This window comes from Kitasatospora sp. NPDC094015, from assembly GCF_040304075.1.
Taxonomy (GTDB): Bacteria; Actinomycetota; Actinomycetes; order Streptomycetales; family Streptomycetaceae; genus Kitasatospora.
In genome coordinates this window covers 1-13,230 of record NZ_JBEOUL010000007.1, presented here as the reverse complement: position 1 = coordinate 13,230, position 13,230 = coordinate 1, and the positions used below count along the sequence as shown (strand labels likewise).

Genomic DNA, 13,230 nt, shown 5'->3' with positions numbered 1-13,230 from the left:
GGCGGGCGGGCTTCGAGTGACCGGACGGCGCCGGGCTCGGCGGGTCAGGCCAGGCCGGCCAGTTCCAGGGCCTCGACGCCGGTGCGCAGGGCGGTGATCCGCTCGTCGAGGGTGAATCCGGCCGGGGCCAGGGTGAGGGTGGTGACGCCCGCGGCGGCGTAGGCCTGCATGCGGTCGGCGATCCGCTCCTTGGTGCCGAGCAGCGCGGTGGAGTCGATCAGGTCGTGCGGCACGGCGGCCGCGGCGCCGGCGTAGTCGCGGGCGAGGTACTTCTCCTGGATCTCGTCGGCGGCCTGCTCGTAGCCCATCCGGCGGGCGAGCTGGTTGTAGAAGTTCTTGTCCTTGCTGCCCATGCCGCCGATGTAGAGGGCGGCGTAGGAGCGCTGCGAGTCGGCGGCCGCCTTGACGTCGTCGCCGACCGAGATCGCCACGGTCGGGCAGAGGTCGAAGCCGTCGAGGTCCTGCCCGGCCTTGGCCCGGCCGGCCTTCAGCGGCTCGAGCGAGAGCGCGGCGTGCTCGGGGGCGAAGAAGATGCCGAGCCAGCCGTCGGCGATCTCGCCGGTCTGCTCCAGGTTCTTCGGGCCGATCGCGGCGATGTACAGCGGGATGTGCTCGCGCACCGGGTGGACCGTGAGCTTGATCGGCTTGCCCGGACCGCCGGGCAGCGGGAGCGTCCAGTTGGCCCCCTCGTGGACCAGCCGCTCGCGGGACATCGCCTTGCGGATGATCTCCACGTACTCCCGGGTGCGGGCCAGCGGCTTGTCGAACTTGACGCCGTACCACCCCTCGGAGACCTGCGGGCCGGAGACCCCGAGGCCGAGCCGGAAGCGGCCGCCGGAGAGGGTGTCGAGGGTGGCGGCGGTCATCGCGGTCATCGCCGGGGTGCGGGCCGGGATCTGGAAGATCGCCGAACCGACGTCGATCCGCTCGGTCTTCGCGGCGACGAAGCTGAGCACGGTGGCCGCGTCCGATCCGTAGGCCTCGGCGGCCCAGCAGACCGAGTAGCCGAGCCGGTCGGCCTCCTGGGCGACGGCGATGTTGTCGGCATCCATGCCGAGTCCCCAGTAGCCGAGGTTGATCCCGAGTCGCATATGGGTGCCAAGCCTTCCAGTCGGTCCGTGGCGTGAGCGTAACCCTGCCGTCGCCGGACATGCTACTGGCCGGTAGATGTGTGCTGCATCACCCGTACGGCGGGAGCGCGCACGGCGGCCCGCACGCTGGAGGAGATGGGCGCGCGCGGCGTGTGCGCGGGTCTTCCGGGGTCACTCCGGGGTGCGGGCGCTACGCTCGGCCGGCAGCGGGATCCCACGCCCCGGCTGCGCGTTCACCCACGTGTCCACCTGCGTGTTCGTCAGCTGACGGAGGGCCGCCCCGATGGAACAGCGCCACCTCGGACGGACCGGGCTGCGGGTCTCCCGCCTCGGCCTCGGCACCATGACCTGGGGCCGGGACACCGACGAGCACGAGGCCGCCGAACAGCTCAAGGTCTTCGTCGACGCCGGCGGCACCCTGCTGGACACCGCCGACGTCTACGCCGACGGCGGCGCCGAGTACCTGATCTCCCGGCTCACCGACAGCCTGGTGCCCCGCTCCGAACTGGTCATCGCCACCAAGGCGGGCAGCGTGCCCGGCACCGACCGCCGCTTCGACGGCTCCCGCGGCCACCTGCTGGCCGCCCTGGACGCGTCGCTGCGCCGGCTCGGCACCGACCACGTCGACCTCTGGCAGGTGCACGCCTTCGACCCCGCGACGCCGACCGAGGAGACCCTGCACGCCCTGGACCTCGCGGTCGCCTCCGGCCGCGCCCGGTACGTGGGCGTCTCCAACTTCAGCGGCTGGCAGCTCGCCAAGGCCGCCACCTGGCAGCGCGGCACCCCGGACCGGGTCCCGCTCGCCAGCACCCAGATGGAGTACTCGCTGCTCCAGCGCGGCATCGAGCGCGAGGTGCTGCCCGCCGCCCTGGACGCCGGGCTCGGGCTGATCGCCTGCTCCCCGCTCGGCCGCGGCGTGCTCACCGGCAAGTACCGGCACGGCGTGCCGCCGGAGTCGCGCGGCGCCTCCGCGCACCTGTCCGGCTTCGTCCAGCCCTACCTGGGCGACCGCTCCCGGCGGATCGTCGACGCGCTCGCCACCGCAGCCGACGGCCTCGCCAGCAGCCCGCTGGCGGTGGCGCTCGCCTGGGTCCGGGACCGCCCCGGGGTGGCGAGCGCGCTGGTCGGCGCCCGCAACGCGACCCAGCTGCTGGCGGCGCTGTCGGTGGAGACCCTTACGCTTCCGGATGAGATCCGCGGCGCGCTGGACGACGTGTCGGCCCCACTGCGCCGCTACCCGGACCAGGGCTGGACGGAGCTGTAGCGCCGGCTGTGAGGAGCGTACCCATGACCGAAGCGGCGAGCAGCGAGACCGAGCCGAGCACGCCCGAGGAGCGGGCCGGCACGGTGGCCGCCCTCGCGGAGGCGATCCGGGCGGTCGGGCGCAGCGGCGCCGGCGAGGGCTCCGACGACCGCCCCGGCTCCGACCGGGACGCCACCGGCCCGGCCGCCGACGAGCAGCGCGAGGCCGCGCTGCGGGCCGCCGCCGAGGTGCTCGCCGAGGGCGGCGCGCCCGCCTCGCTGGCCCCCGCCGCCGTCGCCGAGCTCGGCGAGGGCGCGGCCGAGGCGCTGCGGGCCGACCCGTGGGCCGTCCTGGCGCTGCCCGGGGTGCGACCGGAGCAGGCGGACGGCTTCGCCCGCGGCCTGCTCGGCCAGCAGGCCGGCCCCGGCGACCCCCGGCGGGCGCAGGCCCTGGTGCCGTGGCTGCTGGAGCAGGCCGCGCTGCGCGGGCACTCGGCCCAGGAGATCGGCGAGGTGGCCACCGGCCTGGAGCGGCTGGGCCTGCCCGACCCGGCCCAGGCCCTGCAGGCGGTGGTGGTCGACGGTCAGGTGATGGCGTTCCAGGAGGAGCTGCCGACCCGCCCCGGCGCCGCGGACGACGAGGAGGAGCCGCCGACCCGTACGGTGCTCGCCCTGGAGCGGCTCGCGCTGGCCGAGGAGAGCCTCGCCGACGGGCTGGTCCGGGTGCTCTCCACCTTCACCCCGGGCTCGGACGAGGAGGACCGGGGGGCCCGGGAGGACCGGGAGGACGGCAACGACCAGGCGGACCCCGCGGGCGCGGCCTCGGCCGACGCCGCCGGGCAGGAGGACGGGGCCGAGGGCGACGACGCGCCCGAGGCCGCCGCGCCCGCCGACGTACCGGTCCCCGCCGACGTGTCCGTGCCCGCGCCCGGCCCGGCGGCCTGGGCCGAGGCGGTGGCCGCCGCGCCCTCCTCCTCCGCCGCCGCCCTGCTGCGCGCCGTCGCGGACGGCGCCCTGGTCGCCCACACCGGCGGCGAGGCCGCCCGCGGCGAGGTCGCCGCCGTACTGGCTGCCGCCCACGGTCTCGGGCTGCGCGCCTGGGCCGCCACCTGGACGGCGCAGGGCCGCGACAGCCTGGCCGCCCTGCTGCCCGACGGCCCCGCCGCCGCGGAGACCGCCGCGCGGGTGGTCACCCTCGCCGACCTGCTGGCCGGCACCGCCGGTCCGGGCCGCGCCGGGGACGGCACCCTGGCCCTGGACCTGCTGCTGGTGCTGGACGCGCCGCTGCTCGACGTCGAGCTGGCCGCGACGCTGCTGGAGGCGGTGGCGGACGGCACCCGGCTGGTGCTCAGCGGCGACCCGGGCCAGCTCTGGTCGGCCGGGCCCGGCCGGTTCTTCGCCGACCTGCTCGCCGTCAAGCTCTGCCCCGTGGTCGCCTCCCGGAGCCCGGACTTCGGGCCGATCGGGGAGCTGGTCTCCGGGATCGGGATCGGTGAGCTGCTCACCGTCGAGGCGCCGGAGAAGGAGGTGGTGATCCTCGGCGCGCAGGACGGCGGCGAGGCCGTCCACCGCGCGGTGCAGCTGCTCGGCGACTCCATCCCCCGCGCGCTCGGCATCCCGGCCGAGGAGACCGTGCTGCTCACCCCGGGCCACGGCGGCAGTGCAGGCACCCGGGCGCTGAACGCGGCGGCCAAGGCCCGGCTCAACCCGGGCCCCGGCCGGTTCGGCGGTTTCGACCCGGGCGACCGGGTGGTCCACTCCCCCTCGCTCGGCGTCACCCTGCCGGGCCGGGTGCTGGACGGCGACTCGGCCGGCCTGCACCTGGAGCTGGCCGGCGGCGAGCGGCTCACCCTCTCCCCCGCCCAGGCCGCCGGGCTGCGGCACGGCTGGGCGCTCACCGCCCACCAGGCCGTCGGCCGGCGCTGGCCGGCCGTGGTCGCCGTGCTCCCCCCGGACGCGGCGGCCGGGCTGACCAGGCAGTGGGCGTACACCGCGTTCGGGCGCGCCGAGCGCCACCTGTCCGTGGTGCACGCCGCCGGGCAGGCCCTGACGCAGGCGGTCGCCGAGCGCCCCGCGCAGCCGCGCGGCACCCGGCTGCGGGCGATCCTCGCCGAGCAGACCGGCGAGCAGTAGTCCACCGGCGGCGGGCCTCGCGTAGGCTCGCCGCCGTTCGCCCCGATCGGGGTGCGCGAGCGGCCCGGTCCGGCCGGGGCACGGAGCTGGAGGCGGTATGGGGACGACGGACACGACCGCGGGCGCAGCGCAGCCGGCCGGCCCGCTGGCGGTGCGGTGGATCCACGGCTCGCCGTCGGCCAAGCACAACACCGACCCCGACATCCAGGTGTACGCCCACGACGCGGACACCGTCGTGCTGCGCCAGAACATGGCGGTCGACTACGAGGCGCCGTTCCTGTTCCTGCTGTTCGGCGAGGAGCGGGCGGTCCTGATCGACACCGGGGCCACCGCCGACCCCGCGCACTTCCCGCTGCGGCGGGTGGTCGACGAACTGATCGCGGCCCGGCTCGCCGCCCGCCCGCACCCGGGCTACGGGCTGCTGGTGCTGCACACCCACGCGCACGGCGACCACGTCGCCGGGGACGGCCAGTTCGCCGGCCGGCCGGACACCGTGCTGGTCCCGGCCGGGCGCGAGGCCGCCTGGGAGTTCTTCGGCTTCGCCGCGGACCCCGATCGGGTGGCCCGGGTCGACCTCGGCGGCCGGGTGCTGGAGTGCCTGGCCACCCCCGGCCACCATCCGGCCGCGGTGACCTTCTACGACCCGCACAGCGGGTTCCTGCTCACCGGCGACACCGTCTACCCGGGCCGGCTGTACGTCGACGACTGGGCGGCCTTCGGCCGGACCGTCGACCGCCTGATCGGCTTCGCCGCCACCCGACCGGTCACCCACGTGCTGGGCTGCCACATCGAGATGTCCACCGCACCGGGCGTGGACTACCCGATCCGTACCGTCCACCAGCCCGACGAGCCGCCGTTGGAGATGACCGTGGCGCAGCTGCGGGACATCCGCGCGGCGATCGCGGAGATCGGCGACCGCCGGGGCCGGCACGTCTACCCCGACTTCGTCATCTGCCGCGACTGACGCCGCCGGGGCCGCGGTGGCCGGGTCCGCGGTCGCGGACCCGGCCACCGCGCCGGGCTCAGTGCTCCTGCTCCAGACCGTCCAGCTCGTCGTCGTAGACCTCGCTGACGTCGAACCGGCAGATCAGCAGCTGCGGGTCCAGCCCGTCGAAGGGCTCGGGCAGCCACTCGCCGGGGTCGGTGGGCTCGGTCGCCGAGACCCAGAGCGTGGAGTCGCCCTCCTCGAGGCCGAACTCGTCCGCCCGGGCGGCGATCTCGTCCGGCTCGTACTCGCCGAACAGCACGCCGATCGCGGCCGTCACGGCGTCCCCGGAGCCACCGCCGGGGGTGAGCGTGCTGTCCACCCGCTCGGCCTGCGCCCGCAGCCGGGAGGGGTCGGCGACCAGATAGTCGCGGCGGATCAGCACGCTGATCGCCTCGGGCTGGTCGGGGCCGTGGTAGGCGCCGCCCGCCTCGTCGCCGGGCACCTCGAACGGGGTGACCTCGTCGTAGGCTTCGTAGAGAAGTTGGTCGTACGCGATCGCCGCGGCGGCGAGCTCCTCGTAGGCAGTGACCACAGCGGGTTCGCCGGCTTCGGTGGCGCTCGAAACTGCTTCCAGGTGGCGGTCGATCGCGGCCTTGACCGCCTCGGCGGCGGCGCGTACCTCGTGGACGGTGAGCTGCGCGGCATCAGACATGGTGCAGACGCTATCCCCACCCGGCGGCGACACGCACAGCGGTTGTCACCTACGGCCGTGAATTCCCGGCAAGTTACCCCCCGATGTCCGATCCGGGTGGATCTGTACCGGACCCGCCCTCCAGCGGAACGGGTGATTCCGGGCGTCGGGGGCCGGGTGCTGGGTATCTCGTCCACAGTCGAAAACTGATGGACGGTCATCCCGGACCAGGGCAGGCTCGGCGGACCACCGGGCCGGCCGGGCCGGGTGCGACGCCCGTCCGCCCGGCCCGGCCGTCCGTGGCAGGCCCTAGGCTTGCCGACAGCCGAAACGCAGGAGGAGAGACTTGACACCACTCAAGGCGACCCGGCAGCCGGAGTACGAGTACCAGTCCCTGCGGCTGCCGCGGGGCACGTCGCGCAACGCGGCCCGCCAGTTGCTGACCGAGCACGCCGAGTACGGGCACTGGGAGCTGGACCGGCTGCGGCTGTTCCCGGACGGCAGCCGGACGGTCCTGCTCCGGCGCCGGATCATCCGGCAGGTGCGCAGCAGCTGGTGACCGGCCGCGCGGGGGCGGCCGGTCCGCCCGAGCGGCCCGGGGCAGCCGGGCGCGAAGCAGCGGCGTACGGCGCCCGCAGCCGTCCCCCCACGACCACGGGCGCCCGAGCCTGACGGCGGGCGGGGTCAGGCCGCCGAGCGGGCCCTGCGGTAGAGCACGCCGCCGCCGATCAGCAGCAGGGTGCCGGTGCCGGCCAGCAGCTCCAGCCCGGCCGCGCCGGTGGAGGCGAGCTGGGTCTGCGGGGCCGCCGGGGCGGCCGGCGAGGAGTCGGTCACCGGGGTGACGACGGGGGTGGTGCCGGGGCCCGAGTCCTCGGAACCGCCGCCGGTGCGGGGGGTGCCGGGGCTCGGCGTCCCGGGGGTGTCACCGGGCGGCGGCGGGTTGTGGGCGCCGGGGCTGTCGGGGCAGTCGTCCCCGGCCGGGGGCGTGACCGGGTGCACCGGGTGCGCCGGAGCCGGGTGGCTGTGGTTGGCGCAGTCGTTGCCGAAGGCCGGGTTACCGACGCCCACCACGTTGACCGAGTTGCCGCAGGCGTCGACCGGGACGCTCACCGGGGCCTGGACCGAGTTGCCCGAACCCACGCCGGGCGAGCCGTGCGTGCCGCCGCTCGTCGAGGCACCGCCCGTCGAGGCACCGCCCGGGTGGGCCCCGCGGGTGTGCGAGACGTTGCCGCACTGGTTGCCGAAGGCCGGGTTGAGCAGGCCGACCACGTCCACGGTGTTGCCGCAGGCGTTGACCGGGATGTCCACCGGCACCTGGACCGAGTTCCCCGAGCCCACGCCGGGCGAGTTCGCGGCGCCGCCCTGGGCCTCGGCGGCGGCGTAGGCGTAGCCCGCCGTCGAGGCCAGCACACTGCCGGTGGCCACGGCAGTGAGGAGGCCCTTCTTAGCGACCTGTCGCAATTGACTCCCCTGACTTCTGTACTTGTCGGAATTACCGACGAATGCCATCGCCGGTACTCCTGTAAACGATTGACGGCGGCAGGCGTTGAGCCAGAAGGCCGTAATTCATTCGATCGAGTGATGATCTCGGTTTCGCGTTCGCTGACACCCGAACGGACCGGGTGAAAAGCACGCCGCCCCCTGAGCCGCGGATCCACGGCTCAGGGGGCGTTCCGGTCGACGGCTCGCGCCGGTCGGCCGCCCGTCAGCGGGTCGAGCCTCCGGCCCGCGGGCCGGGGACGGCTCAGACGTTGGCGCAGCTGTTGCCGAACGCCGGGTTCAGCAGGCCGATCACGCTGATGGTGTTGCCGCAGACGTTGACCGGCACGTGCACCGGCACCTGAATGAGGTTGCCCGACAGCACGCCCGGGGAGCCGACCGCCGCACCGTGCGCGGTGGCGCCGCCGTGGGCGGACGCGACACCCGCGCCGGCGAGCACCAGGCCACCGGTGGCGGCGGCGACAGCGGCGATCTTCTTGACCTTCATGGTTCCTCCTGGTCGATTCCGCAGCCCGTTCCCCGGACTGCATATGGGTGAACGAGGGTGTGGCGAACGGGGTACGGAGCCGATCACCCATTCACTCCCAGCGGTGACAGCTCGTACGTCTGATCGACGCGGAATTCTCAGGAGTATCGTTTCTTCTTCAGCGTGTCGGACTGTCCCTAATCATCCGCTCCGACAATGCGGACGGCCCGCCCCGGAAAACCCGGGACGGGCCGTCGACGGCGGCCGTACGGGCGGGCCCGCGGGCCCGGCGCCCGGCCGCCGGCTCAGCAGGCGTCGAGGAAGCGGTCCAGCACCCGGACGCCGAACTTCAGGCCGTCCACCGGCACCCGCTCGTCCACGCCGTGGAACATCCCGGCGAAGTCCAGCTCCGGCGGCAGCTGCAGCGGCGCGAAGCCGAAGCAGCGGATCCCCAGGTCCTGGAAGGACTTCGCGTCGGTGCCGCCGGACAGGCAGTACGGCACGGCCCGGGCGATCGGGTCCTCGGCGCGCAGCGCCAGCTGCATCGCGTCCACCAGCGCACCGTCGAAGCTGGTCTCGATGGCCTTGTCGGTGTGCAGGCTCTCGCGCTTGACCCGCGGGCCGAGCACGCTGTCCAGCTCGGCCAGGAACTCCTCCTCGTAGCCGGGCAGGAAGCGCCCGTCCACGTGCGCGGTCGCCTGGCCGGGGATGACGTTCACCTTGTAGCCCGCGCCGAGCATGGTCGGCTGGGCGGTGTTGCGCAGCGTGGTGCCGATCATCTTGGCGATGCCGCCGAGCACGCGGAGCGTCTCGTCCATGTTCTCCGGGTCGAGCGGCACGCCGAGGGCGTCCGAGAGCTCGTCCAGGAAGGCGCGCACGGTCTTGGTGATCCGCAGCGGGAAGGTGTGCCGGCCGAGCCGGGCCACCGCCTCGCACAGCTCGGTGATGGCGTTGTCGTCGTTCTCCATCGACCCGTGCCCGGCCCGGCCCTCGACCGTGAGCCGCATCCAGTGCATGCCCTTCTCGGCCGTCTCGATCAGGTAGAGCCGGACGTCGTTGTTGACCGTGAAGGAGAAGCCGCCGACCTCGCCGATGCCCTCGGTCACGCCCTCGAACAGGTCGGGGTGCTTGTCGACCAGGTAGCGCGCGCCGTAGGTGCCGCCGGCCTCCTCGTCCGCGACGAAGGCCAGCACCAGGTCGCGCGGGGGCTTGCGGCCGGTGCGCAGGCGGTCGCGGACCACCGCCAGCGTCATCGCGTCCATGTCCTTCATGTCGACCGCGCCCCGGCCCCACACGCAGCCGTCGGCGATCTCGCCGCCGAACGGGTCGTAGGTCCAGTCGGCCGCGTTGGCCGGCACCACGTCGGTGTGCCCGTGGATGAGCAGACCGGGCCGCGACCGGTCCTCGCCCTCGATCCGGACCACGGTGGACGCCCGGCCCTTGGCGGACTCGATGATGGTCGGCTCCAGACCGAACTCGGCCAGCTGCTCCGCGACGTACTCGGCCGCCTTGCGCTCGCCCGGGCCCGACCCGTCCCCGTAGTTGCTGGTGTCGATCCGGATCAGGTCGCGGCAGATCTCGGCGACCTCCGACTCCGCCGTCACCCGCGCGGCTCCCGCCTGCTCCGCCCTCGACTCGCTCACGGTCACTCCTCGTCTCTGCCGACGTCTGCGGCCCGCGTGGCGCACCTGCGCACCACCCCCGGCCCGGCCGGGCTCCGCGGGCACCGTTCCGCCATCCTCCCCCGGCCGACCGCCCCCGCCCAAGAGCGAATTTCCGGCTCCCGGCGGCCCTGCCAGGGGCGGCCCCGGCGGTTTTGGGTCCGCCAGCCGATCTTTGCTACAGTTACGGAGTCAGCGCGGCGGAGAGCAGCGCGGACGACACACCCGGTCCGGGTGGCGGAATGGCAGACGCGCTAGCTTGAGGTGCTAGTGCCCTTTATCGGGCGTGGGGGTTCAAGTCCCCCCTCGGACACAGATCATCTTCTCGCGGGGAGATGCCACAGCAGTGACAGGTGCGGATCGAGGTCAGCCTCGATCCGCACCTTTCTGCTTTCCCGGTCGCTGCGGCGCGGCACCGGTTCACGGAGTGGGCCGGAGCAGGCCGCGGCTGCGCAGGACGCGGCGCTCGACGGGCGAGAAGACCAGCAGGTCGATGGCGACGCCGACGACCAGGATCAGGATGATGCCGAGCAGCACGCCCGCCATGTTGTTGAAGTCGCGCTGGTTCTCCAGGTAGCGGCCGAGGCCCACGCCCAGGTCGGGCGAGCCGGCGATGAGTTCGGCGGCCATCAGGGAGCGCCAGGAGAAGGCCCAGCCCTGCTTGAGGCCGGCCAGGTAGCCGGGCAGCGCGGCCGGGAACAGCACGTGCCGCACGCCGGCGAGACCGGTGGCGCCGAGGGTGCGGCCGGCCCGCAGATGCAGCGGCGGGACCTGGTCGATGCCGGAGATCAGGCCGTTGGCGATGGAGGGGACGGCGCCGAGCAGGATGACGGCGTACATCGCGGAGTTGTTGATGCCGAGCCAGATCACGGCGGCCGGGACCCAGGCGACCGAGGGCAGCGACTGCAGGCCGGAGAGCACCGGACCGAGGGCGGCGCGGATCGGCCTGACCCTAGCGACCAGCAGGCCGATCGGGGTGCCGAGGGCGACCGCCGCGAGGAAACCGGTGATGCCCCGGAGGACGCTGGTCCAGATGATCGAGAACAGCGTGCCCTGGTACCAGAGGTCGGTGAGGCAGCGCCAGACGTCCAGCGGAGCGGGGAGCTTGTAGTCGTCGGTGACGTGCAGGCCGTGGTCCAGCTGCCAGACCGCGAGCACCAGCAGGACGGCGAGCACCGGCGGCAGCGCCTTCCGCCGCAGCACCTGGCCGACCGGGGTGCGCCGGGGCCGGAACGCCTCCAGCGCGTCCAGGCCGGCCTCGACGCCGGTGAGGTCGCCAGCTGCGGCGACGCCGGTGGGAGCAGGGGTGTCAGTGCTCGCCATGGCGGCGGATCTCCCCACGCAGCTGCTCGGTGATCTCGACGGACAGGTCGGCGACGCCGGCGGACTCGATCCGGCGCGGCTGCGGCAGGTCGATCCGCCACTGCCCGGTGATCCGGCCCGGGCGGGAGGAGAACAGCACCACGCGCTGGGCGAGCCGGACGGCCTCGCGGACGTTGTGGGTGACGAACAGGACGGTCAACCGACGCTCCTGCCAGATCCGGATGATCTCCTCGTGCAGCACGTCGCGGGTGATGGCGTCGAGCGCGGCGAAGGGTTCGTCCATCAGCAGCACGCTGCCGCCCTGGGCGAGCGAACGGGCAAGCGCCACGCGCTGGCGCATGCCGCCGGAGAGCTCGTGCACGCGCTTCCGGTACGAGCCGCCGAGCCGGACCAGCTCCAGCAGGCGTTCGGCCTCGGGACGGCGCTCGGCGCGGCCCACGCCGGCCAGGCGCAGGGCGAGTTCGACGTTTCTGCCGGCGGTGAGCCAGGGGAACAACGCGTGGTCCTGGAACATCAGGGACGGGCGCCCGCCCGGCACCTCGATGGTGCCGGCGGTCGGCCGCTCCAGACCGGCGACCAGGTCGAGCAGCGTGGACTTGCCGCAGCCCGAGGCACCGAGCAGGCAGAGGAACTCGCCCGGAACGACATCGAGGTCGATGTCCTCCAGGACGGGGGCGGCGGTGCCGGGGCGGCCGAAGGACTTGTGCAGCCCGGAGATCCGGACGGCAGGGGCTCCGGCGGCCGGGCCCTGGGCGTCGGCGGGGGCGGGCGCGGGTGAGGCGTCGTGCTGGGTGGTGACTGCTGCGCCCATGGCGGGCACCTCCTGGCGGATGCGGTGAGGGGAGCGAAGGTCGGGGCTACCGGTGGGGCGGGACCATCGGGCCCGGGATCAGGAGGTTGTACCGAGCCCGGCGTCCGCGACCGCGGGCCGGCCCGCGGCCCCGAGCACCCTGTTCAGCAGCCCGAGGTCGTAGATGCCGCGGAGGTCGGCCCGGGCCAGCAGACCTGCGGTCACCGCGTGGTCGGCCTCGGACTGCAGGGTGCCGGCGAGCGGGTCGTCCAGGAAGTCGATGCTCCTCCAGGCGGGGTCGAGGACCGCCGGCTCCAGCGCGTTGCCGCCGGCCGCCCTGATCGCGTCGTTGGCGTCGGCCTCGGCCTTGTCCGGGTTGGCCTTGATGAAGGCGTTGGTGTGCACCGAGCCGCGCAGCACGGCCTCCACCACGTCCGAGTGCTCCTTGAGGAACCTCTGCGAGACGATGATGTTGGTGATCACGAACTGCTGGTCCGGCCAGAGATCCTTCTCCTCCAGCAGCAGCTTCGCGCCCCTGGCCACCAGGGTGGAGGCGGTCGGCTCGGGCACCCAGGCGCCGTCGATCGAGCCGGACCTGTAGGCGTCGGGGGTGACCTTGTTGTCGGTGCGGACCACCGAGACGTCGCCGGCGCCGGACTGCGGGTCGACCTTGTAGCCCTGCTGGGCCAGGTAGTTGAGCAGCGCCACGTCCTGGGTGTTGCCGAGCTGCGGGGTGGCGATCCTCTTGCCCTTGAGGTCGCCCAGGGTCTTGATCCTGTCCGGGTTGACCACCAGCTTCACGCCGCCGGAGGCGGAGCCGCCGATGATCCTGAGCGCCTGACTCCTCGACTGCACGTACCCGTTGACCGCCGGGGAGGGGCCGATCCAGCCGATGTCGACCGAGCCGGCGTTCAGCGCCTCGATCTCGGCCGGGCCGGCGTTGAAGATCTGCGGCTTGATCCGGGTCGCGCCCAGCTCCTTCTGGAACAGGCCCTCTTGCAGGCCGACCAGCGGGGTGCCGTGGGTCAGGTTGGCGAAGTAGCCGATCTTCACGGTGTCGGCGGAGAGTTTGACGGTGCCGGGAGAGGCCGGGGCGGCCGGTGCCGGGTTCGCCCGCACGCCGGACTTCGAGCCGTAGCCGCACGCGGTCAGCAGTCCACTCAGGCTCAGCACCACCACCGCGACGACCACAGCAGGTCCGGCGCCGGGGCGAGCGCGACTACGTGTGGCGGGCCGGGGGCGGCGGAGCGGTGTGGGAGCCATCGGAGGTGTCCTCTGCTGAAACGGTCACGGGCTCGGCCGCGGCCACCGTGTCGAAGGCCTCGCCCGCCATGCCGGCGGTGAGGGTGGTGCCGTCGGCCGGGTCGATCAGCAGGAAGGATCCGGTCCGGCGGTTGGTGCGGTA

General features: G+C 74.0%; 12 protein-coding genes, 1 tRNA gene and 1 pseudogene. 5 read left to right on the top strand and 9 right to left on the bottom strand.

Annotation, left to right across the window (positions count from 1 at the left end):
- Positions 1–44: 44 nt before the first annotated feature.
- Positions 45–1,091, bottom strand: coding sequence for an LLM class F420-dependent oxidoreductase (locus tag ABT014_RS11110; protein WP_350638409.1), 1,047 nt, complete (start codon positions 1,089–1,091; stop codon positions 45–47).
- Positions 1,092–1,374: 283 nt separating this feature from the next.
- Between ABT014_RS11110 and ABT014_RS11105 the strand changes: the two genes are divergently transcribed.
- From ABT014_RS11105 to ABT014_RS11095, 3 genes are all read left to right on the top strand, one after another.
- A complete protein-coding gene (locus tag ABT014_RS11105) occupies positions 1,375–2,355 on the top strand; it encodes an aldo/keto reductase (protein WP_350638408.1) in 981 nt (326 codons plus the stop codon).
- A 23-nt stretch (positions 2,356–2,378) separates the two neighbouring features.
- Positions 2,379–4,466 (top strand): helix-hairpin-helix domain-containing protein, encoded by a 2,088-nt coding sequence (locus ABT014_RS11100; RefSeq protein WP_350638407.1) that lies wholly within the window; start codon positions 2,379–2,381, stop codon positions 4,464–4,466.
- A gap of 97 nt (positions 4,467–4,563) precedes the next feature.
- Positions 4,564–5,430, top strand: coding sequence for an MBL fold metallo-hydrolase (locus tag ABT014_RS11095; protein ID WP_350638406.1), 867 nt, complete (start codon positions 4,564–4,566; stop codon positions 5,428–5,430).
- Positions 5,431–5,488: 58 nt separating this feature from the next.
- On the opposite strand, the gene ABT014_RS11090 is transcribed toward ABT014_RS11095, so the two are convergent.
- A complete protein-coding gene (locus tag ABT014_RS11090; RefSeq protein WP_350638405.1) occupies positions 5,489–6,106 on the bottom strand; it encodes a hypothetical protein in 618 nt (205 codons plus the stop codon).
- Positions 6,107–6,431: 325 nt separating this feature from the next.
- Here ABT014_RS11090 and ABT014_RS11085 point away from each other — a divergent pair, with 325 nt between their 5' ends.
- Positions 6,432–6,644: a DUF5703 family protein gene (locus ABT014_RS11085; protein ID WP_350638404.1), complete on the top strand. Its 213-nt coding sequence runs from the start codon at positions 6,432–6,434 to the stop codon at positions 6,642–6,644.
- Between the two features lie 125 nt (positions 6,645–6,769).
- On the opposite strand, the gene ABT014_RS11080 is transcribed toward ABT014_RS11085, so the two are convergent.
- The 3 genes from ABT014_RS11080 to ABT014_RS11070 form a co-directional block, all read right to left on the bottom strand.
- Positions 6,770–7,510 carry a chaplin gene (locus ABT014_RS11080; RefSeq protein ID WP_350638403.1) on the bottom strand — a complete coding sequence of 247 codons (741 nt, stop codon included), beginning with the start codon at positions 7,508–7,510 and terminating at the stop codon, positions 6,770–6,772.
- A gap of 319 nt (positions 7,511–7,829) precedes the next feature.
- Complete coding sequence (locus ABT014_RS11075; protein ID WP_350638402.1) at positions 7,830–8,072, bottom strand: chaplin; 243 nt, start codon at positions 8,070–8,072, stop codon at positions 7,830–7,832.
- Between the two features lie 284 nt (positions 8,073–8,356).
- On the bottom strand, positions 8,357–9,694 hold the full coding sequence (locus ABT014_RS11070; RefSeq protein WP_350638401.1) for a M20/M25/M40 family metallo-hydrolase: 1,338 nt from the start codon (positions 9,692–9,694) through the stop codon (positions 8,357–8,359).
- A 246-nt stretch (positions 9,695–9,940) separates the two neighbouring features.
- Between ABT014_RS11070 and ABT014_RS11065 the strand changes: the two genes are divergently transcribed.
- A tRNA-Leu gene (locus ABT014_RS11065) sits at positions 9,941–10,025 on the top strand.
- 107 nt (positions 10,026–10,132) lie between these two features.
- Here ABT014_RS11065 and ABT014_RS11060 read toward each other — a convergent pair.
- The 4 genes and pseudogenes from ABT014_RS11060 to ABT014_RS11045 all read right to left on the bottom strand — a co-directional run.
- Positions 10,133–11,035, bottom strand: a complete 903-nt coding sequence (locus tag ABT014_RS11060) for an ABC transporter permease (RefSeq protein WP_350638400.1) — start codon at positions 11,033–11,035, stop codon at positions 10,133–10,135.
- Entirely contained in the window at positions 11,022–11,846 is an 825-nt protein-coding gene (locus tag ABT014_RS11055) for an ABC transporter ATP-binding protein (protein WP_350638399.1), read from the bottom strand. The genes ABT014_RS11060 and ABT014_RS11055 overlap by 14 nt, the downstream gene beginning before the upstream one ends.
- A gap of 78 nt (positions 11,847–11,924) precedes the next feature.
- Entirely contained in the window at positions 11,925–13,088 is a 1,164-nt protein-coding gene (locus tag ABT014_RS11050; RefSeq protein ID WP_502894941.1) for an aliphatic sulfonate ABC transporter substrate-binding protein, read from the bottom strand.
- Positions 13,045–13,230: pseudogene (locus ABT014_RS11045) on the bottom strand (hypothetical protein); the annotation flags it as partial. The gene ABT014_RS11050 and the pseudogene ABT014_RS11045, both read right to left, overlap by 44 nt.

Bases quoted from the DNA above. Each gene is read 5' to 3' on its own strand.
- ABT014_RS11110 (WP_350638409.1), bottom strand. From the start codon at position 1,091: ATGCGACTCGGGATCAACCTCGGCTACTGGGGACTCGGCATGGATGCC.
- ABT014_RS11105 (WP_350638408.1), top strand. From the start codon at position 1,375: ATGGAACAGCGCCACCTCGGACGGACCGGGCTGCGGGTCTCCCGCCTC.
- ABT014_RS11100 (WP_350638407.1), top strand. From the start codon at position 2,379: ATGACCGAAGCGGCGAGCAGCGAGACCGAGCCGAGCACGCCCGAGGAG.
- ABT014_RS11095 (WP_350638406.1), top strand. From the start codon at position 4,564: ATGGGGACGACGGACACGACCGCGGGCGCAGCGCAGCCGGCCGGCCCG.
- ABT014_RS11090 (WP_350638405.1), bottom strand. From the start codon at position 6,106: ATGTCTGATGCCGCGCAGCTCACCGTCCACGAGGTACGCGCCGCCGCC.
- ABT014_RS11075 (WP_350638402.1), bottom strand. From the start codon at position 8,072: ATGAAGGTCAAGAAGATCGCCGCTGTCGCCGCCGCCACCGGTGGCCTG.
- ABT014_RS11060 (WP_350638400.1), bottom strand. From the start codon at position 11,035: ATGGCGAGCACTGACACCCCTGCTCCCACCGGCGTCGCCGCAGCTGGC.
- ABT014_RS11055 (WP_350638399.1), bottom strand. From the start codon at position 11,846: ATGGGCGCAGCAGTCACCACCCAGCACGACGCCTCACCCGCGCCCGCC.
- ABT014_RS11050 (WP_502894941.1), bottom strand. From the start codon at position 13,088: ATGGCTCCCACACCGCTCCGCCGCCCCCGGCCCGCCACACGTAGTCGC.